General features: G+C 64.6%; 20 protein-coding genes and 1 riboswitch. Of the genes, 3 read left to right on the forward strand and 17 right to left on the reverse strand.

The window, feature by feature from the left end; genetic code table 11:
• Positions 1 to 20: 20 nt before the first annotated feature.
• The 4 genes from ACO07D_RS02225 to ACO07D_RS02240 form a co-directional block, all read right to left on the reverse strand.
• Positions 21 to 2,582 carry a putative PEP-binding protein gene (locus ACO07D_RS02225; RefSeq protein WP_421704976.1) on the reverse strand — a complete coding sequence of 854 codons (2,562 nt, stop codon included), beginning with the start codon at positions 2,580 to 2,582 and terminating at the stop codon, positions 21 to 23.
• Between the two features lie 109 nt (positions 2,583 to 2,691).
• Positions 2,692 to 4,935 carry a glycine--tRNA ligase subunit beta gene (glyS, locus tag ACO07D_RS02230; RefSeq protein ID WP_421701305.1) on the reverse strand — a complete coding sequence of 748 codons (2,244 nt, stop codon included), beginning with the start codon at positions 4,933 to 4,935 and terminating at the stop codon, positions 2,692 to 2,694.
• A gap of 6 nt (positions 4,936 to 4,941) precedes the next feature.
• A complete protein-coding gene (locus ACO07D_RS02235; RefSeq protein ID WP_421701306.1) occupies positions 4,942 to 5,412 on the reverse strand; it encodes a DUF6446 family protein in 471 nt (156 codons plus the stop codon).
• Positions 5,409 to 6,344: a glycine--tRNA ligase subunit alpha gene (locus ACO07D_RS02240; RefSeq protein WP_421701307.1), complete on the reverse strand. Its 936-nt coding sequence runs from the start codon at positions 6,342 to 6,344 to the stop codon at positions 5,409 to 5,411. The genes ACO07D_RS02235 and ACO07D_RS02240 overlap by 4 nt, the downstream gene beginning before the upstream one ends.
• A gap of 266 nt (positions 6,345 to 6,610) precedes the next feature.
• Here ACO07D_RS02240 and ACO07D_RS02245 point away from each other — a divergent pair, with 266 nt between their 5' ends.
• Entirely contained in the window at positions 6,611 to 8,356 is a 1,746-nt protein-coding gene (locus ACO07D_RS02245; protein ID WP_421701309.1) for a serine protease, read from the forward strand.
• A gap of 75 nt (positions 8,357 to 8,431) precedes the next feature.
• On the opposite strand, the gene ACO07D_RS02250 is transcribed toward ACO07D_RS02245, so the two are convergent.
• From ACO07D_RS02250 to ACO07D_RS02275, 6 genes are all read right to left on the reverse strand, one after another.
• The gene (locus ACO07D_RS02250; RefSeq protein WP_421701310.1) at positions 8,432 to 8,815 is read right to left on the reverse strand and encodes a VOC family protein; all 384 of its coding nucleotides are present in this window, start codon (positions 8,813 to 8,815) and stop codon (positions 8,432 to 8,434) included.
• A gap of 151 nt (positions 8,816 to 8,966) precedes the next feature.
• Positions 8,967 to 10,553, reverse strand: coding sequence for a thiamine pyrophosphate-binding protein (locus ACO07D_RS02255; protein WP_421701311.1), 1,587 nt, complete (start codon positions 10,551 to 10,553; stop codon positions 8,967 to 8,969).
• Between the two features lie 14 nt (positions 10,554 to 10,567).
• Complete coding sequence (locus ACO07D_RS02260) at positions 10,568 to 12,013, reverse strand: TrkH family potassium uptake protein (RefSeq protein WP_421701312.1); 1,446 nt, start codon at positions 12,011 to 12,013, stop codon at positions 10,568 to 10,570.
• 32 nt (positions 12,014 to 12,045) lie between these two features.
• A complete protein-coding gene (locus ACO07D_RS02265; RefSeq protein ID WP_421701313.1) occupies positions 12,046 to 12,348 on the reverse strand; it encodes a hypothetical protein in 303 nt (100 codons plus the stop codon).
• Positions 12,349 to 12,350: 2 nt separating this feature from the next.
• Entirely contained in the window at positions 12,351 to 13,469 is a 1,119-nt protein-coding gene (gene folE2, locus ACO07D_RS02270; RefSeq protein WP_421701314.1) for a GTP cyclohydrolase FolE2, read from the reverse strand.
• A 96-nt stretch (positions 13,470 to 13,565) separates the two neighbouring features.
• Positions 13,566 to 14,744, reverse strand: coding sequence for a trans-sulfuration enzyme family protein (locus tag ACO07D_RS02275; RefSeq protein ID WP_421701315.1), 1,179 nt, complete (start codon positions 14,742 to 14,744; stop codon positions 13,566 to 13,568).
• 47 nt (positions 14,745 to 14,791) lie between these two features.
• Positions 14,792 to 14,871: riboswitch (SAM riboswitch) on the reverse strand.
• A 59-nt stretch (positions 14,872 to 14,930) separates the two neighbouring features.
• Between ACO07D_RS02275 and ACO07D_RS02280 the strand changes: the two genes are divergently transcribed.
• On the forward strand, positions 14,931 to 15,905 hold the full coding sequence (locus tag ACO07D_RS02280) for a hypothetical protein (protein WP_421701316.1): 975 nt from the start codon (positions 14,931 to 14,933) through the stop codon (positions 15,903 to 15,905).
• On the opposite strand, the gene ACO07D_RS02285 is transcribed toward ACO07D_RS02280, so the two are convergent.
• The 7 genes from ACO07D_RS02285 to ACO07D_RS02315 all read right to left on the reverse strand — a co-directional run bounded on the left by ACO07D_RS02285 (position 15,897) and on the right by ACO07D_RS02315 (position 22,305).
• Positions 15,897 to 16,520, reverse strand: a complete 624-nt coding sequence (locus ACO07D_RS02285; RefSeq protein ID WP_421701317.1) for an inner membrane-spanning protein YciB — start codon at positions 16,518 to 16,520, stop codon at positions 15,897 to 15,899. The genes ACO07D_RS02280 and ACO07D_RS02285 overlap by 9 nt on opposite strands.
• Before the next feature lie 19 nt (positions 16,521 to 16,539).
• The gene (locus ACO07D_RS02290) at positions 16,540 to 17,442 is read right to left on the reverse strand and encodes an EamA family transporter (protein ID WP_421701318.1); all 903 of its coding nucleotides are present in this window, start codon (positions 17,440 to 17,442) and stop codon (positions 16,540 to 16,542) included.
• A gap of 50 nt (positions 17,443 to 17,492) precedes the next feature.
• Complete coding sequence (locus tag ACO07D_RS02295) at positions 17,493 to 18,017, reverse strand: peroxiredoxin-like family protein (RefSeq protein WP_421701319.1); 525 nt, start codon at positions 18,015 to 18,017, stop codon at positions 17,493 to 17,495.
• 110 nt (positions 18,018 to 18,127) lie between these two features.
• Complete coding sequence (locus tag ACO07D_RS02300; RefSeq protein ID WP_421701320.1) at positions 18,128 to 18,517, reverse strand: GNAT family N-acetyltransferase; 390 nt, start codon at positions 18,515 to 18,517, stop codon at positions 18,128 to 18,130.
• On the reverse strand, positions 18,510 to 19,793 hold the full coding sequence (gene ftsY / locus ACO07D_RS02305; RefSeq protein ID WP_421701321.1) for a signal recognition particle-docking protein FtsY: 1,284 nt from the start codon (positions 19,791 to 19,793) through the stop codon (positions 18,510 to 18,512). The genes ACO07D_RS02300 and ftsY overlap by 8 nt, the downstream gene beginning before the upstream one ends.
• 67 nt (positions 19,794 to 19,860) lie before the next feature.
• Positions 19,861 to 20,505, reverse strand: coding sequence for a lysoplasmalogenase (locus ACO07D_RS02310; protein ID WP_421701322.1), 645 nt, complete (start codon positions 20,503 to 20,505; stop codon positions 19,861 to 19,863).
• Positions 20,506 to 20,619: 114 nt separating this feature from the next.
• Positions 20,620 to 22,305: an NAD(P)H-dependent oxidoreductase subunit E gene (locus ACO07D_RS02315; RefSeq protein WP_421701323.1), complete on the reverse strand. Its 1,686-nt coding sequence runs from the start codon at positions 22,303 to 22,305 to the stop codon at positions 20,620 to 20,622.
• Positions 22,306 to 22,475: 170 nt separating this feature from the next.
• Here ACO07D_RS02315 and ACO07D_RS02320 point away from each other — a divergent pair, with 170 nt between their 5' ends.
• Positions 22,476 to 23,534, forward strand: a complete 1,059-nt coding sequence (locus ACO07D_RS02320; RefSeq protein WP_421701324.1) for an alkane 1-monooxygenase — start codon at positions 22,476 to 22,478, stop codon at positions 23,532 to 23,534.
• Positions 23,535 to 23,539 lie beyond the last annotated feature (5 nt).

Genomic DNA, 23,539 nt, shown 5'->3' on the forward strand with positions numbered 1-23,539 from the left:
TTCCCGTGATGGGAAGGATTTTATTTCGCCTTTTCAGCCTCTTGCGCCATACGATCCTGGATGGCCAGATGGGCGGCCGCCAACCGGGCCACCGGCACGCGGAAGGGCGAACAGCTGACATAGTCGAACCCCGCCTCGCGACAGAAGGCAATGGATTCGGGGTTGCCCCCATGTTCGCCACAGATCGACAGGGTCACCTCCTCGCGCGCGCCTCGCGCCCGCTCCGCGCCGATCTCCAACAGCTCGCCAACACCGTCGCGGTCCAGCGTGTGGAACGGGTCCTCGACATAAACGCCCTGGTTCACATATTCACCCATGAACCGCCCCGCATCGTCGCGCGACAACCCATAGGTCATCTGCGTGAGGTCGTTTGTGCCGAAGGACATGAAGGACGCGTGATGTGCGATCTCATCCGCGCGCAGCGCGGCGCGCGGGGTTTCGACCATGACGCCGAGGCGATAGGTGAAGTCTGCCTCTGCCTCGACCCGTACGGCCGCGGCCACCGCGTCGATGCGCGTCTTGACGATCTCGACCTCGCGCTTGGCACTAACCAGAGGGATCATGATCTCGGGCACCACCGGGTCGCCGATCTTGGACACCTCGATCGTTGCCTCAAAGATGGCGCGGGCCTGCATGTCGTAGATCTCGGGCACGGTCACGCCCAAGCGTACCCCGCGCATGCCCAGCATCGGGTTGAACTCGCGCAAGCCAGCCACGCGCATAGTCACATCCGAAATCGGCAGGTCCAACGCCTCGGCCAGTTCGCGCATGCCCTCGCGCCCATGGGGCAGGAACTCGTGAAGCGGCGGGTCGAACAGGCGGATGCAGACCGGCTTGCCCTGCATGATCCGGAACAGCGCGGTAAAGTCGTCGCGCTGCATCGGCAGAAGGCGTTCCAGCGCGGCGCGGCGGTCTTCTGAGCTGTTGGCAAAGATCATCTCGCGCATGGCCAGCAGGCGGTCATCGTCGATGAACATGTGCTCGGTCCGGCACAGGCCGATGCCTTCCGCTTCGAACATCACCGCCTTGTCGGCATCCGGCGGGGTGTCGGCGTTGGCGCGAATGCCGATGTCGCGGAACTCATCCGCCCAGGTCATCAGCTTCTTGAAACAGTCACCCAGTTCCGGCGGCAGCAGGTCGACAGATCCGCTCAACGCCTCACCTGCCGCCCCATCGACCGTGATCACGTCACCTTCGCGGAACACGCGGCCATCCGGTGCGATCAGCTTGCCCTTTTTCTTGTCGAGCTTGAGGTCACCCGCCCCCACCACGCAAGGAAGGCCCAGCCCGCGCGCAATCACCGCCGCGTGGCTGGTGATCCCGCCGCGAATGGTCAGGATGCCACGCGCGGCGTGCATGCCACGAATGTCCTCGGGGCTGGTTTCGCGGCGCACCAGGATACAGTCCTCGTCCTGCGCCGCCATGGCCTGAGCGGCGCGGGCGTTGAAGACGATCTTGCCCGTGGCCGCGCCGGGGCTCGCCGCGATCCCTTCGGCAAAGACGTCGCGGTCGCCCTTCGGATCGACCTGGCTGTGCAGAAGCTCGGCTAGGGCGCGCGGCGGGATGCGCAGAACCGCCTCGTCGTGGCCGATGATCCCGTCATTGGCCAGCTCCACCGCAATGCGCACATTGGCACGCTCGGATCGCTGCACCCGGACTGCATCCAGAATGAACAGTTGTTCGTTCTCGATCGTGAACTCGATCTGCATCTCTTCGCGCAGGCGGGTGCGCACCTTGTCGCCATAGGTGATCAGATCGGCGAAGTTCTGCGGCAGCACGTCCTCGATCGACCGGCCACGCGGATCGCGGGTCAGGTACATGACATCGCTGTCATCCGGCGCGGTCAGCGCGTCGCGGCCCTGGCTCTTGCACAGGTACCGCCCGCGCACCTCGCGCAGCCCCGTGTCGCCGTTGACGAATTGCATTACGCCCGAACCTGACAGCCCCTTGCCCACGCCCAGCGCCATCTTTTGCACCACCAGCCCCAGGCCCGCATCGGCAGGCGCGCCCTTGGCTTCGCGCAGCAGTCGGGCGGTGGTGCCCTCCCAGGCGCGCGCCATCGATCGCAGGATTTCCGCCAACTGCACCTGCGGGTCCTGCGGGAAATAGCTGTCGGTTTCTTCCTCATAGAGCTCCAGCGCATCCTGCAACGCCTCGGCGGTCGGCGCGTCGGCGGCGTCGAAATCATCCGGGTCCAGACGACCCACATGCACCGCATAGGATTGAATGAACCGCAGATAGAGCGCGTTGGCCGCCGCCTCACCATGGCTGCCCACCAGCTTGGCATGCAGCGCGTCGTTCATGCCGATGTTCAGAATGGCCGAGGGGCCGCCCCAGTCGGGATCCTCGGAGGACGGGCGCACCGACAGCAGCGGATCCGGGCCGAAGAGGTCCAGCATCGCTTTGAGGTCCGGCATCTCGCCCGCCGACACCCCGTGCACCGCGTCGAAATCCAGCGCGACGGTGCGCGGCACCGGCATATCCAGACGGATAAGCCGCTGCAGACACTTGGCCCGTCCGCCATGCCGCGTCGTCACGATCGGCGCCGATGCCGTGATTTCGGTAAAGCCCAGCTCGCTCATGTCTTTCTGCACCGCAGCACCCTCCAGTTGGGCCACAGCATAGCGTGGGAAAGACGTCACACAAGGGTTACATGCGACGCCCTGGCGGTGCAGGGCGTCGCAGGTGTTGTCAGCCCTCGATCCGGGTCAGATCGGCGACGCCAAGGCAGATGTCGCGGATGCGCGCCAGCAGGTTCAGGCGGTTGCGGCGCACCACCTGGTTGTCGGTGTTGATCTGCACCGCCTCGAAGAAAGCGTCGATCGGCGCGCGCAGCGCGGCCATGGCGGACATGGCAGCGGCGAAATCTTCGCCCTCCATCGCGGGGGCAATCGCCGCCTGAGCCTCGTCCAGCGCGGCAAACAGCGCCTTTTCGCTCACGTCCTCGGCGAACTTGATATCGGCGCCGAAGGAGTATTCGACCCCGTCCTTTTCCTCTGCCTGGCTGAGGATGTTGTTCGCCCGCTTGAAGCCCTGCAACAGGTTTTCCCCGTCATCGGTCTTCAGGAACCCGGCCAGAGCCTCGGCCCGTTTGACCAGCAGCGTCAGGTCGTCATTGCCCGGCATGGCCAGACAGGCGTCGATCACGTCGTGACGAATGCCTTCCTCGCGCAGGTGGACCTTGAGGCGGTCGTGGAAGAAGGAGAGAAGGTCGGCATTCTTTCCGTCTTTGTCCTCGGAAATGGCCGCGAATCCAGCCCAAAACGCATCCCCAGAAAGCTCAAGGCGAAGTGCAATTTCATCTAGCTCTTTTTCCAGGCCACTTTCAAATCCACTGGCAAGTTGCCGAAGTTCTTCCGCTTTGGCTGTCTTCTGAAATGCCTCGAGAGCCTGCCTCTGCGCAAATAGATGCATCTCACTTGTGGACGCCGCAACTTTGAGCGATACCCGAACCCCATTCTCCAACACCAACCGAATAACCCCCAAGGCCGCGCGGCGGAGCGCATAGGGGTCTTTCGAGCCGGTGGGTTTCTCGTCGATCGCCCAGAACCCGGTTAGCGTGTCGAGCTTGTCGGCCAGCGCCACGGCAACCGAGACCGGCGCGGTGGGCACGTCGTCGGAGGGGCCCAGCGGCGAGTAGTGTTCTTCGCTGGCCTGACCCACCTCAGCGGGCAGCTCGGCGGCCTCGGCATAATAGCGGCCCATCAGGCCCTGCAATTCGGGGAATTCATAGACCATCTCGGAGGACAGATCGCCCTTGCAGGCTTTCGCGGCCTGCTCGGCCAGGTCGGTATCCGCGCCAACCAGCGGGGCCAACTCGCGGGCCAACGCGGCGATACGCGCAACGCGTTCGCCCTGGCTGCCCAGTTTGGCGTGGAAGGTCACGTTTTCCAGCTTCTCGACCCAGGGGGCAAAGCCATCCGCCTTCACCGTGCGCAGGTCGTTTTCCCAGAAGAATTTGGCGTCGGCCAGACGGGCGGCCAGCACCTTCTGGTTGCCCGCCAGGATGGTCGCGCCATTGTCCGTGGTCTCACGGTTGGCGACGGTGACGAACTTTTCGATCCGGCCGGTTTTCGGGTTCTTGACCGAGAAGAACTTCTGGTGCTCCTTCATCGAGGTTTGCAGCACCTCGGGCGGCAGCGAGATGAACTCCTCGGCAATATCGCCCAGCAGCACCACGGGCCATTCGACCAGACCGGCGACCTCGCGCAGAAGGCCCGGATCTTCGACGATCTCCAGCCCCTGGGCGAAGGCGGCGTTCTTGGCGTCTTCCCAGATGTGATCGGCGCGTTCCTGGGGGTCCAGGATCACATGGGCGGCCTTCAACTTGGCGGCATAGTCGTCAAAGCCGGTGACGGTGATCTTGCCGGGCGCCATGAAACGGTGGCCCTCGGTCGTGTCACCGGACTTGATGCCATCCACGTTCAGCGGCACCACCTCGGCACCCGCCTCATCAGACAGGATGCAGAGGATCGAATGCAGCGGGCGCACCCAGCGCAGGGAACCCGCGCCCCAACGCATCGACTTCGGCCAAGGGAAGTTGCGGATGGCGCCTTCCAGCACCTCGGCGATGATCTCGGCCGCTTCGCGGCCCTTGTGTTCGATGGTGGCGAAATAGACCGCGCCCTTGGGGGTCTCGCGTTCCTCCAGCTGGTCCCGGGTCACGCCCGCGCCGCGCAGGAAGCCTTCGATCGCCTTGTCCGGCGCGCCCACTTTCGGGCCCTTGCGTTCCTCGCGCGTGTCGGGGGAGCGGGCCAGCAGGCCCTCGACGGCCAGACACAGCCGGCGCGGCGTGGCGAAGGCGGCGGCACCCGAATAGGTCAGCCCGGCCTCGACCAGGCCATCGGTGACGAGCTTTTGCAGGTCGGCCGCGGCCTTGCCCTGCATCCGGGCGGGAATTTCTTCGGAGAAGAGTTCAATCAGCAGATCAGGCATGGGGCCTCACTCGTCATATTTTTCGTTCAGCTGGTGCCAGGCAAAGGCCCGGCCATCGGGATAGACGGCGATGATACGGTCCACCCCGTCGCGGATGTCTTTTTCGCCCAGGAAGGCCACGGCCTGACCCTGTTCCAGATCGTGCCCGATGGTGACGGCGTCGAAACAGTCGAACCAGCCGGGGGCGGTCAGGGGCGTGGGTTCTTCGTGAACCACGTAGGTCTCGGTCAGCATCGCCAAGCTGGAGGACGTGGTGAAACAGGCGCGAAAGCGCAGGGGCGAGCTGTTGGCGTCGATGCCTTCCAGATCGTCGGCGATGATTTCCTCGGCCTCACCGGTCACCACATTGGTCATGCGCATCACCTCGACCTCGGCGTTGACCGGGTCGTAGAAGGCGTAGAGCTGCAACCAGTAGATTGCGACGCCGGAGATGAGAGAGATTGCCACGATCAGGCTCCCGATGATCTTGCCGCTCACGCCGCGTCGCCCTCTTTGTGCCCGCCTGCCTCGGTCAGCACGAAGGCGTCGGCGCATTGTTTGGCCAGCGCGCGCACGCGGCCGATATAGGCCTGGCGTTCGGTCACGGAAATGACCCCGCGCGCGTCGAGCAGGTTGAAGATATGCGAGGCCTTGATGCATTGGTCATAGGCCGGGTGGGCCATGATGATGCGCTTGCCGGTCTTGGGGTCGATATGTTCCTGGGCGAGGATCGCGGCACATTCTGCTTCCGCTTCCTCGAAGTGCCGCAGAAGGACCTCGGTGTTCGCCACGTCGAAGTTCCAGCGTGCGTATTCCTCTTCGGTCTGTTTGAACACGTCGCCGTATTTCAGCGCGATGGGGGACTGCGGATCGTTGAAGGGCATGTCCATCACGTGGTCGATACCCAGCACGTACATGGCCAGACGTTCCAGACCATAGGTCAGCTCACCCGACACGGGGGCGCAGTCATGGCCACCGACCTGTTGGAAATAGGTGAACTGGCTGACTTCCATACCGTCACACCAGACCTCCCAGCCCAGGCCCCAGGCGCCCAGGGTGGGGCTTTCCCAGTCGTCCTCGACGAAGCGGATGTCGTGCAGGTCCATGTCGATGCCGATGGCTTCCAGCGAGCCCAGGTAGAGTTCCTGAAGGTTCGGCGGGCTGGGTTTGATCAGCACCTGGTACTGGTAGTAATGCTGCAAGCGGTTCGGGTTTTCGCCATAGCGCCCGTCGGTCGGACGGCGCGAGGGCTGCACGTAAGCGGCCGCCCAGGCATTCGATCCCAGCGAGCGCAGTGTCGTGGCCGGGTGGAAGGTGCCCGCGCCCACTTCCATGTCATAGGGCTGCATGATCGCGCAGCCCTGTTCGGCCCAGTAGTTCTGCAGCCGCAGGATGATCTCCTGGAAGCTCTTCGGTCGGTTGTCGCTCATCGCCAAGGCACCCCTTCGGAACCGGTCTCATATATCGCGCCCTCAATAGGCGTTGGGGGAGAGGGGGTCAATCGGCTGGGCGGAGGGATTGGGGCCGGAGGACGCACGAGCAGGTTTCCCATAGTGAAACTGCGACCCGATCAACGCAGGCGGGGCAGTAAGCGCCGCCAAACTGCAAGCCCTTGTTGACCTGCCCCCCCGTCATGGTGTTCACAAGCATTCAATGGTTTTGTCTGCGAGAGCCCCGGGTGGGGCCGTGAGGGGTTATGAAAAGACTGTATTCCGTAGTTACCGTCCTGGTCGTGATGCTCTGGGGCGCGTTTGCCACCCAGGCCCAGGCGCAAGAGGCCGCCTGGATTCAGCTTGAGGCGCAGCCCAGCCTGGCCGAAGCACAGGCCGCCGCGCAGCGCTATGCGACGCAACTGCAGGACGTGAACGGGTTTCGGGTGAACAACGGCTGGTACGCGATTGCGTTGGGACCGTTTACCCAGGCCGGTGCCACATCGAAACTGACTGAGCTGCGCGCCGGTGGCGTGGTGCCGCGGGACGCCTATGTGGCCTTCTCGGGCCAATACGGGCAGCAGTTCTGGCCGATCGGTGCCAACACTCTGGGCACCGCCCCGGTCGACACCGGTGAGGCGGCCGAACCCGTGCCCGCCACCGTACCGGCCGAAGAGGTCATCCCGGACGAAACCCCGCGCGAAGCCCGCGCCGCGGAACGCGCTCTGGACCGCGAGGCCCGCATGGAACTGCAGCGTGTGCTGGAGTTCGAAGGTTTCTACAACTCCGGCATCGACGGCGCCTTCGGCCCCGGTACCCGCCGCGCCATGGGTGATTATCAGGCCGCGATGGGCTATGAGCCGACCGGCGTTTTGACCACCCGCCAGCGCACCGAGCTTCTGGCCAACTATCAGGCCTTCCTGGAAAGCCTTGGCCTTCAAACCACCCAGGACCACGATGCAGGCATCCAGATCGCCCTGCCCTCGGCCCTGGTCGATTTCACCCGCTACGAGGCGCCCTTTGCCCATTACGACGCCAAGAACGGCAGCGGTGTGCGCGTGGTGCTGATCAGCCAGCACGGCGACCGCTCGACCCTGTTCGGCCTCTACGACATCCTGCAATCGCTGGAGATCGTGCCGCTGGAAGGCGACCGCGAGCGTAAGGACAACGAGTTCACACTGACCGGGACCGACGCCAACATCACCTCCTATACCTACGCGAAACTGGTGGATGGCGCTGTGAAGGGCTTTACCCTGGTCTGGCCCAATGGCGACGAGCGCCGCCGCAATGTGGCGCTTAAACAGATGCGTGAGACCTTCGAAAGCCTGGGCGACGTGGCCCTGGCCGACAACGCCGGTCTGGACGACGCGGTGCAGAGCCTCGATCTGCTGTCCGGCCTCGACATCCGCCGCCCGCGCCTATCCCGTTCGGGTTTCTACGTGGATGGCAATGGTGCCGTCGTGACCACCGCCGAGGCCGTGCAATCCTGTGGGCGGATCACCGTGGATGGCTATGACGCGCAGATCGCAGCCTCCAGCGACGCCTTGGGCGCCGTGCTGTTGAAACCGGTCGAAGCCCTGTCGCCGCTCGCCGTGGCGCATATGCTGACCACCGATGCGCGGCTGAAATCCGAAGTGGCAGTCGCCGGTTACTCCTACGAAGGCCGTCTGAGCGCGCCGACCCTGACCTTCGGCACCCTGGCAGACCTGACCGGCCTGCGTGGCGAGGCCGAGTTGACTCGCCTGGCCATGGCGACCCAGGACGGTGACGCAGGTGGCCCGGTTCTGGATGCCGGTGGGGCTGTGATCGGCATGCTGCTGCCCCGCGCCGGTGGCGATGGCCAGCAACTGCCCGGCGACGTGAACTTCGCCGCCGACGCGGGCGCGCTGGCCGCCTTCCTGGCCGAACATGGCGTGACCGCCACGGCGACCGATGCCATGGCCTCTATGGACCCGGTGGACATGAGCGCCATGGCCGCAGACATGACCGTGCTGGTAAGCTGCTGGGACTGATCCAAGGCGCCAGAACCAACCGACAAACCCCGCCAGCTTGGCGGGGTTTTCGTTTTCCAGGGGCGTATCTTCCTGTTATTCGGGCCTGTGGCACACCGCTTCGATATTGTGCCCATCCGGGCCCAGCACGAAGGCCCCGTAATAGTCGGCGTGATAATGACGCCGCACACCAGGTGCACCGTTGTCCGCCCCGCCCGCCGCAAGTGCCGCCGCGTGAAACCCATCAACGGCAGCACGGCTGCGCGCGGTCAAGGCAATATGCAGCTTGCCCATCGTTGCATCCTCTTCCGCTAGCCAGAACCAGGGGCGGTCATCCCCGTATCCGGTGACCTTCACGCCGTTGCTGTGCTCCAAGGGGACAGTGAACAGCCGTGACACGCCCAGTGGCGCGAAGGCGCGGTCATAGAAGGCCACGGATCGCTCGAAGTTGCTGACCCCGAATGTGATGTGGTCGATCATTGCCCCCTCCCTTGCAAAAACACGTGATGGCAACATAGGCCCGCAGGGAGGCGTCGGTAAAGGACGCCTGCGCGCCCCGGCGCAGCGGGATGGGAGGCCACAGGCCCCTCCGCTTACGCCGACGCCTGCCAGGGTGGGAGCTGCGCCGGGGTCAGCCCAGCAGGATCTCCGGCGTGACATGAATGACCGTCGGTCCATCAGCCTCAAACGCATCCAGCACCGCGCGGGTCAGCTCCTCCAAAGATCCCGGCGCTTCTGCCCCGGCCCCGTAGGCCCTGGCCAGCGCCAGGAAGTCGGGATTGCGGGCCACGACCGCGTTGGGGGCGATCTGGCTTGCGACCATGCTGTCCTCGATTTCCTTCAACTTGCCATTGTCCCACAAGAGGATCGGCAGGCTCAGCCCCAACTCCACCGCCACGCCCAGCTCCGGCAGAGTGTACTGGAACCCGTAGTCTCCAGCGATGCACAGCACCGGCTCATCGCCAAGCCCGACCTTGCCGCCGATGGCCGCCGGCAAGCCCCAGCCCAGCGTGCCGAAACCCGACGGGTGGAACCAGCGGTTCGGCTCAGCCATCGGCCAGACCTCCTTGGCGACATAGGCAAACTGCGTCATGTCCGAGAACACCCGCATCTCGCCGGGCATCTCCGGCGCCAAGGCGGCACAAACCTCGGCAATGCCAGGGCGATCTGCCGCCGCCTCGGTGCGGAAACGGGTGCGGGCCGCCTGAACCTCGGATTTCGACCACTTGCTGCGTCGCGCATGCGGCTCGACCAGGTCCAACAGGTCCGATAGGAACTGTGCCGCATCGCCCAGGAGGGCCAGGTCGGGACGCACGGTCTCATTCATCACCGCCGGGTCGATATCGACCCGCACCAGTGGTGCCTGGTGGCCCAGCTCCGTGCGCCACAAGTCCACCTCGGCCAGTTCGCAGCCCACCACGATGACCAGGTCCGCCTTTGCGACCTCATCCACCGAACCGGGTCGCGACAAGGTTGCACCGTAACTCAGTGGCGCGTCATCGGCGATCACGCCACGCCCCGCGTAGCTCTGGAAGCTCGCCGCACCGGTGCAGGCCACCAGTTGACGTGCGGGCCAGGAGCCACCCACTGCCCCACCGCCGAACACGAACAGGGGGCGTTGCGCCCCGATCAGCCATTCCGCCACGGCCGCCACATCTTCGGGCCGCACATGGGGCAGGCCGGGCGCCATGCCCGCTTCGGGCGCGGGATCGGCCAGGCTGCCTGCCAGGGAAATCGGCACATGCACTGCCTTGGGCCGCTTGCGCGCCGCGCCGAACTCGACAAGGGCGCGGTCGACCAGCTGATAGGCCGCCTCTGCGCTCAAGGCCACTTCGGACCAGTCGCAGACCGCCGCCCCGGCCCCAGCCTGGTCGCGCATCTGGTGCAACTGCCCGCGCCGTCCGGCGGCCTCGTCCAGGCAGGAGCAGATCGCCAACACCGACGAGCTGTCCGACCAGGCCTGCCCCAGCGGCGTCAGCGCGTTCAGAAAGCCCGGCCCGGTGATCAGGTAGCACACCCCCGGCCGCCCGGTCGCCCGCGCATAGCCATCGGCCATGAAACTCGCGCCCTGTTCATGACGCGCCAGCACGTGGGTGATCCCGGCCTCCTCGATGCCGCGATACATCTCGACATTATGCACGCCTGGGATGCCGAAGATCACGTCGGTGCCGCGATCCTTCAGCATATGGGAAATCTGCGCGCCCAGGGGCTTCTGCATGGGGTTCTGCATCCTCAACCTCTCCAGAATTTCAGCGTGAACAACACATAGACGACCAGCAACTCCAGTCGGCCGATCAGCATGGCGGCGATCAGGATCCACTTGGCCGTGTCATTCAAACCGGCATAGTTGCCTGCCGGTCCGATTTCACTGCCCAAGCCGGGGCCGATATTGGCCAGCGCCGCAGCAGCGCCTGAAACCGAGGTGATGAAATCCAGCCCCGTCATGCCCAGTAGGACCGAGATCAGCCCCAGCGACACGACGAAGAGCACGAAGAACCCCATGACCGAGCTCAACACATCCTCGCCCACACGTCGGCCGGCGTAACGGGGCGTAAAAACGCCATGGGGCGAATGGATCGACTGGATCTGCGCCTTGATCGAGGCAAACAGCAGCTGGTAGCGGAAGATCTTGATCGAACAGGCGGTCGAGCCCGCGCAGCCGCCGATAAGGCCGATGAAGAAGAACATGACCACCGGGAAGGACCCCCAGTGCATGTAATCGGTCGAGGCATAGCCGGTGCCGGTCAGGATCGAGGTCACGTTGAACAGAACCTTGCGGAAGACCTCTTCCTCGATTGCGTCGAACAGGAACTGCCAGGAGGATAGAAGCAGGACCAGCACGACCGCCGTTCCGAAGAAAACGCGCACCTGCGGGTCATTCAGTAGCGGCCGCGCCGTGCCCGCGACCAGTTGCACATAGCGCACGAAGGGCAATGCGGCCAGCAGCATGAAGGCCACGGCGGCATATTCCGGCCCCGCGCCGAAAGCGCCGAAACTGCTATCGTAATTGGCATAACCGCCGGTGGCGATGGTGGTCATCGCATGGGTCGCGGCATCAAAGGCCGACATGCCCAGCGCGTAGTAGACCACCGCGCAGACCACCGTCAGGCTGAAATAGATCACCGAGATACGCGAGGATATCTCGGTCGCGCGGGGCAGGATCTTGCCGAAGGTGTCAAACCCCTCCGAACGGAAGATCTGCATGCCACCGATCCGCAGCTCGGGCAGGAACACCATGGCGACAACGATGATCCCGATGCCGCCGAACCATTGCAGCAGCCCGCGCCAGAACAAGAGGCCCTCGGGCAAAGTGTCCAGCCCTGACAGCACGGTGGCCCCGGTGGTGGTCAGACCCGACATCGCCTCGAAAAAAGCATCGACACCGCGCGCGTCGACATCGCCCAGCACGAAAGGCAGCGCGCCGAACAGGGGCAGCGCGACCCAGACGCCGGTGGTGAGGATGAAGGTCTGCTGGATGGTCAGCCCCTGCCCCACCCCGTTCGAAGTGGCCAGCGCGACCGACCCGCCCACCAGCATGGTGATCACCGCACTTTGCAGAAAGACGATCCAGTCGGGGCTGCCCACGACCAGGTCGATCCCCATGGGGATCAGCATCGTCGCCCCAAGAACGGCGACAAGCAGGCCGATGACATATCCAACAGGGCGCAGATCAAGCATGAGCGCAGGGTTGGCCGGGCGCGCGCGCGGTGTCAAGCGATTGACACGATCACAGCCGCGCCCGCCCCCTTGTTGCGGATATAACGCATCCGGGTGCCGTCGGTTTCGATCGTTTCGCACTCTTCACGCCCGTCACCAAGGTCACGGCAGAAATAACCGTCCAGCCAACGCCATTGCCCGGAAAAGGCATCGCCGTTGACGTGACCGGTCAACTGCCCGTCCGCGTGAAGCGTGAACAGCAACCCATCCGGCCCGCGCAGGAGCTTTTCCGCGAACAACGCACAGAATTCCTCCCGCGCGGTCACACGGCGCCAGGATGCGGCATTGGTGGGCATGATCAGCCGACGTGGAACAGGGTCGAAAAGAGCTTGGGATCCAGGCTCTGCGCCTCGAAGGTGCGGCCCTCGGTCAGGATCGAGACGGCGTCATGGCTGTGCAGGCTTTCCTGGTGGCTGGCCACCACACGGAAATCACCGATGCGCGGGTCCTGTTGCAGCTGTTCGCAGAACAGCCGCGCGGCATCCTCAACAAAGATAGGATTGGCGGCGTTGAGTTCCGCAAAGGCCTGTTCATCCTCGCGTTTCACCATCACCTGCGTCTCGGTCGGCACCGCGACGCGGCACATGTCGATCAGGTCCTCGAACCAGAGCGTATTGCCTGGCTGGTGAATCTTCTCGACCGAAATACGCGCAACCGAACGCTGCGAATGCGGTGTGGCGAGCTGCCCGCGCGCCTGGCGGGCGTGTTCGGACAGTTCCAGCGAGCACGGGCAGGTCGACGAATAGACATAATCCAGATGCATGAATTTGCGGCGCTGACCGTGGTGTTCCACCAGCTCCAGCGCGATGTCGTAATACTGGTACCCGGACAGGCCCGAGCGCAGGGACTGCACCCGCGCGGGGTAGGAAAAGCGCATCTCGATCCGCGCATCCAGGCTTTGCAGGTCGGCCTTGTAGTCATCCAGCGCGTGTTCGATCACCTCGAAGGAAAAGGTCTTTTCGGCGTGGGCATAGAAGCTGCGCATGATGCGCGACATGTTGATGCCCTTCTTGCCGGCCTCCAGGCTGACCGTGCCGGTGACCGAGGTTTCCAGCGTCAGGTCGCCGTCATCGCGGGTGTGGTAGCGCAGCGGCAGGCGAAAGTTCGAGATGCCGACATGCTGGATATGCCGCTTGGCGCCTTGGATCAGGCTGGCAGGACCGTTCTGCAGATCAGGCATGGAGGCACGGTAATCCGCATCCGGCACAAAATCAGCCGGGTAATCGCGGCTGAGCGCCGGGTAGTTCGACACCTCGCCACCTGGCAGAAGACGGGCAATGGACGGATCCAGCTGAGCCACTTCGACCGGATCGGCAGCCGCAGCCCACTGGCGCAGAAGGGCCAGGGCACGCTTGGCCTCGTCCCGGTCAGGCAGCTCGGCGGCTTTCTGATCGATCTCGGGCGTAAACTTGTTCATGGCAGGCCCCCCACTCTCCGAAATGCCTCCTGTCGCACAGCTTCAATGTAAGGCTTTGACAGGGATTCACCAAATCGGCAACGCCAGAGGCGACACTCAGACGGCCTCAAGCGCCTGATTGAGGTCCGCGATCAGGTCTGCCGGGTCTTCGAGCCCGATCGACAACCGCACCAGCCCGTCGGAAATGCCCAACGCGTCCTTCTGCTCCTGCGGCAGGCGTTGGTGGGTCGTCGTTGCGGGATGCGTGGCAATCGACTTCGCATCGGCGAAATTGTTCGAGATGATGAAGATCTCCAGCGCGTTGAGGAAGCGGAAACAGGCCTCCTTGCCGCCCTTGACCTCGATCGCCAACACCGTGCCGCCCGAGGGCGCCTGCTGGATCGCGATATCATACTGCGGATGCGACGGATGGGTCGGGTAGCTCATGCGCGACAGCTTCGGGTGATCCGCCAGCGCCTCGGCCACCTTGGCGGTGCTGTCAGCCTGGGCGCGCACGCGCAGGTCCAGCGTCTCCAGCGCCTTCAGGTGGGTCCAGGCGGCGAAGGGGTTGATCGCCCCGCCGGTGTGCTTGATGTAGGTCTCGATCGGGCCGCGGATCAGCTCACGCGAGCCACAGATCGCACCGCCCAGCATACGCCCCTGCCCGTCCACGTGTTTGGTCGTGGAATAGACCACCAGATCGGCGCCCAAGCGGGTGGCATAGGAATAGATCGGCGTCGCCATGGCATTGTCGACCACCACGAGCGCCTCGTTGGCATGGGCGAGCTTCACCACGTGATCCAGGTCGATTACCTCCAGCGTCGGGTTCGAGATCGCCTCGAGGAACACCAACCGCGTATCGGGGCGGATTGCCGCCTCCCAGGCCGCCTTGTCGGTGCCATCGACGATGGTCACCTCGACGCCGTAGTTTGCCAGCACCTCTTCCAGTACGTAAAGGCAGGATCCGAACAGCGCACGCGAGGACACGACGTGATCCCCCGCCTTGCACAGCGCCATCAGCGCGCCGGACACGGCGGCCATGCCGGAGGTGCAGGCAAAGGCGTCCTCGGTCCCTTCCATCGCGGCAATGCGGTCTTCAAACATGCGGTTCGTCGGGTTGCCATAGCGGGCATAGATGAACTCGTCCGGGCCGCTCTTTTCAAACCGCGCTTCGGCGGCTTCGGCGGTCGGGTAGACGAAGGCCTGGGTCATGTACATCGCCTCGGACAGCTCGCCATACTGGCTGCGTCGCGTGCCGCCGTGGATTGCTTCGGTGCGTTTGCCCCATTTCGTCATTGTCTTGTCTCCCGACATAAAAAAACCCCACCGCTGTCAGCGACGGGGATGGTCCGGCCCTGACCTCTTTAGCGGAATTGTTTTAAGAGGCCCGCAATCCGGTGAACAAATCGCCTCTGAGCGCCTGTTACAATCTGCAAGGTTTGCCGTCAAGCGTCATGGCCCTGTCACGCAAGGGTCACCGGCATGTCGCGTGGGGCAGGCAAGGTTGCAGCAACGGATGTTGCGAGGCAGGCCATGCCCCATGTGATCGTTAATATCGGAGCCCAGGGCGCGGAATTTGACCGCGCTGCCTTGCGGGCGCACCTGCAAGCGCTTGCGCCGGAGGACCCGGTCGTCATCCTGATCCACGGCTATTCCTTCGAACCGGGCCGCCCCGGGCATTGCCCACATGAACATATCCTGGCGATGCGTCCCGATCGCGGTTGCTGGAAGGCCACCAGCTGGCCACGCCACATGGGGTTCGGACGGGGCCGCGACGGCGAAGGGCTGGTCATCGCCCTGGGCTGGCACGCCCGCTGTTCGATCTGGAGCGCCTATGCGCGGGCCGCCCATGTCGGGCGCATCCTGGCCGCGCTGGTGGAGGAGATCGCCACCTTCGGCCACCGTGTCGACCTTCTGGCCCATTCGCTGGGCGCACGGGTAGCCCTGCAATGCGTGGCCCATGCGCAGGCGGGAACAATCGGCCGGGTGATCCTGCTGGCCGCTGCCGAATTCCGCCGCCCCGCCCTGGCGGTGCTCGACACCCCCGCCGGGCGCGGGGCCGAAGTCATCAACGTGACCAGCGCCGAAAACGCCCTGTTCGACAGGCTTTTGGAAAGCGTGGTCTGGCCGTTCAGCGAAACCGGACCCTGGCGCGGCTGGGCCCTTGGCGTCGGAACGCATGTGCCCGTGCGCAACTGGCTGGATCTTCGGGTGGATGACCACACAAGCCGCACCGCCCTGGCCGCGCTTGGCTATGCCATTCCGGCACCGAAACGGCGGGTGTGCCATTGGGGGCTCTATCTCAGACCCGGGTTGTTCAAACTTTACCGCGACCTGGTGCGCAGACGCGAGGCCCTGCCCCTGCATGTGCTGCGCGCCCAGACGGCCAAGCCCAGCGTCGACACGACCCCCAATTGGGTCAGCCCCCGGCCCTTCGCGCGCCGCTCCTCACCCTGAGGCGTCCGCCCCGGTGTCCTTGTCTTCCTCGATCCCGTATTTCGAAAACACGCCCATCTGGCTGGCAAAGAAGGCAAAGGTGCCCAGGGTCAGGCCGAAGGTCTTGAAGTTGACCCAGGCGTCGGTGGACATGGTGCGCCAGATGACCTCGTTTGCAACCGCAAGCCCCAGGAAGAACAGGGTCACGCGGCGGGTCAGGATCATCCAGCCCTCGCGCTCCATCGGCAGGGCCTGGTCCATGACGCTTTCCAGATAGCTCTGCCCGCGCAACAGGCCGAAGCCCAGCACGCTGGCAAAGAGCAGGTAGATCATCGTCGGCTTCATCTTGAAGAATCGTTCGTCATTGAGCCAGATTGACAGCCCACCGAAACCAACCACCAGCACAAGGGTCACGATCTGCATCTTCGACAGGTGCCCGGTCAGGCGCCATTGCACGAAGGTGGTGGCGGCAAGCAGCGGGATGAACATGGCTGTGACGGCGATGAAACCGGAGTATTCGGCGCCGCCGACGGTGAAGACACGGTCCTTGAACAGTGTATAGCCGATAAAGAACAGGATGATCGGCCCGTATTCCAAGGCCATCTTCAGGCCCGGGTTGATCTGTTTCTCGCTCATGCGTTCCCTTTCATCCGCGTCATCCGCCCATTTCGACGATCACGGCCCCGGCCGCGATCAATGCCATCAGCGCCACCCGGCGCGGTCCCGTGCTTTCGCCCAGCATCAGCCAGCCGATCAGCGCGGCAAAGACCGTCGAGGTCTCGCGCAGCACCGCCGCCTCGCCGACCGAATCCAGCCGGGTCGCCAGCATGATGGAGCCGAAGGACATATAGGCAATAAAGGCGCCGGATACACCCTTTGCCATCAATGGACCCACTGCAGGCCGGTTTTGCATGTTGCGCCAGCGCAGGTAGGCAATCGGCGGGATTGCCAGCCCATCGATGAAGAAAAACCAGGCGAGGAAGGTGAACGGGTCGGCGGTGGCGCGGATGCCATAGGCGTCCCAGGTGGTATAAGCGGCCACGAAGCCTCCGGTCAGCACCGCCATCGCCAGCGCGGGGCGCAGCTTGTCGCGCCCGATCTGCCAATGTTTCAGGTTATAGGCCGCAAGCCCGTAAATCCCCGCCAGCAGCACGGCCACCCCCGCCCATTGCACCCAGGTAAAGACCTCGCCGAACAGGAACCAGGCGCCGATCACGGTGAACAGCGGCCCGGTGCCGCGCACCACCGGATAGACGACCGTGTAACTGCCCAGCGTATAGGTATAGGCCTGCGCGATCTTGTAGGCCGTGTGGATCACCCAGGCCAAGGCGAAGATCACCCACATATGCGGCTCGGGCCAGGGCACGACGAAGAAAGCAAAGGGCGCGGCGATGATCCCGTAGGAGGCATCAATCGCGCCTCGGGTCAGCCAGGGATCGTGCCGCCCCTTCTGCAACGCGCCGAACAGCGCATGCAGAAAGGCCGCCATCAGCGCCAGGCCCAGGGCCAGGTCATGGCCCGCGGGCGTGCCTTCCAGCGATGTGATCCAGTCGCTCATCCCCCTCTATTGAGGGAATTTCCTCACCGTGACCAGCCTCCGGTGCAGGATCAGCCGTCGTAGGTGCCCCGGATCGGATGATCATTGTCCAGCACGAACTTGATCCGCGCGGGCAACTTGTCCAGTTCCGGCCGCAGGAAGGGCGCGTTGGAGATGTCGACCATATGCAGATGGCCCTCCGGGTTGACCAGGAACAGACCCGGTTCGGCATAGGGCCGGTCGGTCTCCTGCGGGGTGCGGGGGGCGGAGACGTAGAGGCCCAGCATCTTCATCTGCGCGATCGACAGGTCAAAGCCGATCGGCACGGTCGGCGCATGGTCCGCCCTCAGCTTTTCGGCCTTCTCGACCGGATCGGCAGAGACGATCACAACCTCGATCCCGATCTCAGCAAACTCCGACAGGCGCGGCTCCAGATCTTCCATGTAGCCGCGGCAGATCGGGCAATGCAGGCCGCGATAGACGAGAATCAGCTGCCAGTCGGCGGTCTCGGGCTTGCCGAGGGTCAGCGTGCCGCCGCCCAGGCGCGACACGGTGGTCACAGGGAACGGGGCGGCGGAGGAAAGGGCGTTGTGCATGGGGTGATCCTTGTTGGTATCGCGCGTGAAAGTGGTGCGAGGAAGAGGGATCAGCCCGGCGTGAATGCAAGCGGCGTGCGGTCAACAAGATGTGATCGTCGGACGGGCCCTCAGGGCACCCGCCGTGCCATGCCGGTGCGAAGGGCGAACCCGGCTTTTTCATAGAGCCGCTCGGCACCCGCATCGGCGATCAGGCTGATATAACAGCCCTTTGGCAGGTTGGACTCGGCCCAGCCCATCAGCCTGTCCATCACCTGGGTGCCCAAACCCTGCCCCTGCCAGTCGGGATGCACCGCCACGTCATTGACCTGTACGAAACAGGCCCCGTCGCCTGTCAGGCGGCCCATGGCGATCAGCGTCTCACCCTCGCGCAGCCAGACGCCATGCAGCGTCCGCTCCAGAGACAAGGCAACCGCCGGGTCGGGAAAGGTGCTCATCCGCGCCGCGCGCCTCAGCGCCTGGAATTCCTCCAGCGTGGCGGGGGCGCCGGGCTCAGGCACCGGTCAGGGCCTTGGCGAAATCTTCCGGATCGAAAGGGGCCAGATCGTCGATCTGCTCGCCCACACCGATGGCATGAATCGGCAGGGCAAACTTGTCGGCCAGCGCCACCAGCACGCCGCCCTTGGCCGTGCCGTCGAGCTTGGTCATGACCAGGCCGGAGACATCAGCGAGTTTCTGGAAGGTCTCGACCTGGTTCAGCGCGTTCTGACCGGTGGTCGCATCCAACACCAGCAGGGTGTTGTGCGGCGCGGTCTCGTCCTTCTTCTTGATCACGCGGACGATCTTTGCCAGCTCCTCCATCAGGTCGGCGCGGTTCTGCAAACGCCCCGCCGTGTCGATCATCAACAGGTCCGCGCCATCCTCCTGCGCCTTGGTCAGCGCATCGAAAGCCAAGCTGGCGGGATCCGAGCCCTCGGGCGCCGTCAGAACCGGCACGCCGGCGCGTTCGCCCCAGATTTGCAGCTGTTCCACAGCTGCCGCACGGAATGTGTCGCCGGCGGCGATCACCACCGATTTGCCCGCCGATTTGAACTGCGAAGCCAGTTTGCCGATGGTCGTCGTCTTGCCCGCGCCGTTGACGCCGACCACCAGCACCACCTGCGGACGTTTCGGGTAGATCGGGAGCGGCTTGGCAACCGGTTCCATGATCCGCGTGACCTCGGCGGCCATCAGATCCTTGATCTCGTCGACCGAGAGCTTCTTGCCGTAATGGCTCTGCGACAGGTTTGCCGTGACCCGCATCGAGGTATCGACGCCCATGTCCGAGGCGATCATCAGATCCTCGAGGCTTTCCAGCATGTCGTCATCCAGCACCCGGCGCGTGACCTTGCCGCCACGCCCCAACATACGGCCGATGAAGCCGGGTTTCTGGGCGGGGTCCTCTGGAATGTCGACGGTCAGGTCCATCGGCGCGGGGCTCGGGTCGACCGGCTGCGGAGCTTCGATCGGGGTCGGCGCGGGGGTTTCCACGGGCGCTTCGGGCAGCTCTACCGGAGTCGGCTCGGGCTGCGGGCCGGGGTCGGGTTGCGGCTCCGGCGAGGGCTCCGGCAGCGGTTCGGGGTCCGGCTGGGGTTCCGGCTCCGGGGTCGGTTCCGGTTGCGGCGCAGGGACAGGGTCAGGTTCGGGCGTGGGGTCCGGTTCAGGCTCAGGTTGCGGGTCGGCGTGCGCCTCAACCTGCTCTTCCTCGCCGCCATCCTCGACGATCGCCTCCAGCCCTTCCTCGAGCTTCGAGGAGGATTTGAACAGCCGATCCTTGAGTTTCTTGAAAAACGCCATGCCTGCGCCCCCGGTAGTCTTTCCAATCACCTAAGCCACAAAGGCGCCGGATGGAAGGGGCGGCAACCTATCCGAGCCCGCCCAGCCCCCAGAACAGCCCTGCCTGGGCGCCGATATAGGTGATCCAGACCAGTTTCGAGGCAACCGGGGTCAGCCGGTGATCGGGGCCAAGGCGGAAAAGCTCGACCGACAGGATCAGGTCCGACAGGGTAAAGAGCCCCGCGCCCACGATCGCGGGCCAGGCCGCCCAGGGCAGGGTCATGGCTGACAGCCCCATCGTCAGGATGATCAGCACATAGGCCCGCACGGGCCATTTCATCGCGCCCGTATGCGGGATCAGCCAGAGCTCGGTCGAGACGGTGATCCCAGCCAGGAGAATCGCGGCAAGCGGGATTTGTGCAAATCCCTCCCAGGGCATTAGGCCGGAAAGCGCCAGGATATGCAGGATATAGACAAGGTGGCTGAGTGCGAAGGAGCTGAGGCCATACAGAAACGCCGCCTCGCCATCCCGCGACAGGGCGAAATCACCGAGCGCCGAGAGGAACAGGGCTGCGACCAGCAAAGCAGGCCCGCCGGAGATCCAGGCGGCCAATGCCAAAGCGGCGACAGGAACGGTTTTCCAAACCGAGCGCAAGCCACTGGTGGGCCGGTCGGTCATGGGCAGGTAGGTCACGGCAATGGCCAGACCGGCCAGGGCAATGGGATGGGGCATTTGGGGTCCTCGATGTCTCGGGAACCCTGCCCAGCGCTTGGGGATGGGTCAAGCGTTGGGGATGGGTGACGTCGGGGCGCTGCCCGGGATCTTACCCGGGCAGGCCTTGTTCGCTCAGACTTCGTCCGGGAAGTGCTTCATCACCAGGCGGATCGGGTTCGGCGCCGCCTGGCCCAGACCGCAGATCGAAGCATCACCCATCGCAGTGCAAAGCTCTTCCAAGAGTGGCTGGTCCCAGTGGTCCGCCTGCATCAGCTTCACGGCTTTCTCGCAGCCCACCCGGCAGGGGGTGCATTGACCGCAGCTTTCATCCTCGAAGAAGCGCAGCATGTTCAGCGCGGCGTCACGGGCCGAATCCTTGTCCGACAGGACCACCACGGCGGCCGAGCCGATGAAGGTGCCATGCGGTTGCAGCGTGTCGAAGTCCAGCGGCACATAATGCATCGAGGCAGGCAGCAGACCGGAGGACGGACCGCCCGGCTGGAACGCCTTGAACTCATGCCCGTCCAGCATGCCACCGGCGGCCTCGATAATGTCGGTGATGGTCGACCCGGCAGGCAGCAGGTGTACGCCCGGGTTCTTCACGCGGCCCGACACTGAGTAGCTGCGCAGCCCCTTGCGGCCGTTCTTTTCGACCGAGTTCAGGCATTCCGGCCCCTCGCGGTTAACCTTGCAAACCCAGTAGAGGGTTTCGATGTTGTGTACGAGCGTGGGGCGACCGAAGACGCCGACCTGGGCCACGAAGGGCGGACGGTGGCGGGGTTCGCCGCGCTTGCCTTCGATCGACTCGATCATCGCGCTTTCTTCGCCGCAGATATAGGCACCGGCACCACGGCGCAGGTCGATGTATCCCGGTTCGACGATACCGGCAGCTTCCAGCGAAGCGATCTCACGGCGCAGGATTTCCAGCACGGCCGGGTATTCGTCGCGCATGTAGATGAAGCAGGTTTCCGCCTCGACCGCCCAGGCGGCGATCAGCATGCCTTCGAGGAAGATATGCGGCGTACGTTCAAGGTAGTAACGATCCTTGAACGTACCCGGCTCGCCCTCGTCCCCGTTCACGGCCAGGTAACGCGGGCCTTCATTGGCACGCACGAAGCCCCATTTGGTGCCCGACGGGAAACCGGCGCCGCCCAGGCCACGCAGACCGGCCTCTTTCACTTTGGCCTGAACCGCCTCCCAGTCACCACCCGCGCGCAGGTCCTTCAGGACCTCATAGCCACCCTCGGCCACATAGGCGTCAAACGCCTCATAATCCGGGATACGCGCGTGGGTGTCGCCCGCCGCGATGGCGTCCTGCACCTTCTCGGGCGTGGCATGGTCGATGTGGTTGTGGCCCAGCTCCAGAACCGGCGCGGTGTCACAGCGCCCCATACAGGGCGCGCGGACAACGCGGACTTCGGCGGGGTCCAGACCCTCCTCAAGCGCCTTGTGCAGCGCCTCAGCGCCCGCCAGCTCGCAGGACAGCGAGTCACAGACACGAATGGTCAGGGACGGCGGAGGTGTCTCACCTTCTTTCACCAAATCGAAATGGGCATAGAAGCTCGCAACTTCGTAGATCTCGGCCTGACCGGTGCCCAGCTCCTGCGCCAGGGCGCGGATGTGCGCGGCGGACAGATGGCCGTATTCGTCCTGGATCAGGTGCAGAAACTCGATCAACAGATCGCGGCGGCGCGGACGGTCGCCCAGCAGGGCCAGCACCTCACCATGCGCGTCCAAGTCCAGCTGCCGCCCCTTCGGGGTGCGTCGGCCCTTGCCGCGTGCGTTTTTCCAGATGCCTTTTTTCTCGTCCAGTGCCATGGCTCACGTCTTCTCCGCTTGGTCACCGTAGCACAATAGCGCCCGCGCCGTTTGGGACACGCGCCAAAAACGACATGCGCGGGGCAGTTCGCGCAGCCGGAATTTGACCGATGCGGGTTTTCGCCCCGCCGCGATGGGCGTAGGTTTCGGACACCACCAAGGAGCCGCCGATGAAACTGATCCGCTTTTTCGCGCTGATTGCGCTGATCCCCGTCGCGCTGATCGGCTTTGGTGTGGCCTTGGGGGGATGGGCAGTCGTTGCCGCGCTGGCCTATATCACCCTTGTCGCATTTGCCGCGGATGAGGGGGTGGCGGCCATGGCCCCGACGGCCGACACGGAGGCGGACTTTGCCTGGGCGAATCGCCTCTCGGTCTTGCTGGCCGTGAGCCATTTCACCCTATTGGCCGCAACCGTGCACGCCCTCTCGGGAAATACCCTCGGCTGGGGCGAGAAACTGGCCCTGTTCTTTGCCGCCGGGCTCTTCATGGGGCAGGTGTCGAACTCCAACGCGCATGAGCTGATCCATCGCCCCACACGCGGGCTCTTCGCCTTGGGGAAATGGGTCTATATCAGCCTGCTCTTCGGCCATCACACCAGCGCGCATAACAAGATCCACCACCGCTATGTCGCCTCACCACGCGACCCGAATTCCGCGCGCGAGGGCGAGACGTTCTACCAGTTCTTTCCCCGCGCCTGGATCGGTGCCTTCAAGGCGGGATACGAGGTCGAGCACGCCGACATGGCCCGCGCCGGGCGCAGCGGGCCGCATCCTTACGTCACCTATCTGGCCGGGGCGGCGGGGATGCTGGTGATCTCGGCCCTGATCGGCGGCATCGCGGGTGTTCTGGCGCACCTGTGCCTGGCCTTCTACGCCCAGGTGCAGTTAATGCTGTCGGATTACGTGCAGCATTACGGGCTGATGCGGGCCGAGGTCCGGCCCGGCAAGCTGGAACCGGTCGGTCCGCAGCACAGCTGGAACGCGCCGCATTGGTTCACCACGCACCTGATGCTGAACGCCCCGCGCCATTCGGACCACCACGCGCACCCGGCCCGCCCCTACCCGGCCCTCCGCCTGCGGGACGGAGAGGCGCCGATGCTGCCCTATTCCCTGCCCGCCATGGCCACGCTGGCCCTTGTCCCGAAACTGTGGCAGCGTGTGATGGGGCGCGAGCTGCGCAAATGGTACGCCGCCCATCCGCGCCCCGTACCGACCGCGTCTGACACCTGAGGTCC

It is taken from the genome of Aliiroseovarius sp. (assembly GCF_965228805.1).
In the GTDB taxonomy this organism is placed as follows: Bacteria; Pseudomonadota; Alphaproteobacteria; order Rhodobacterales; family Rhodobacteraceae; genus JASBTN01.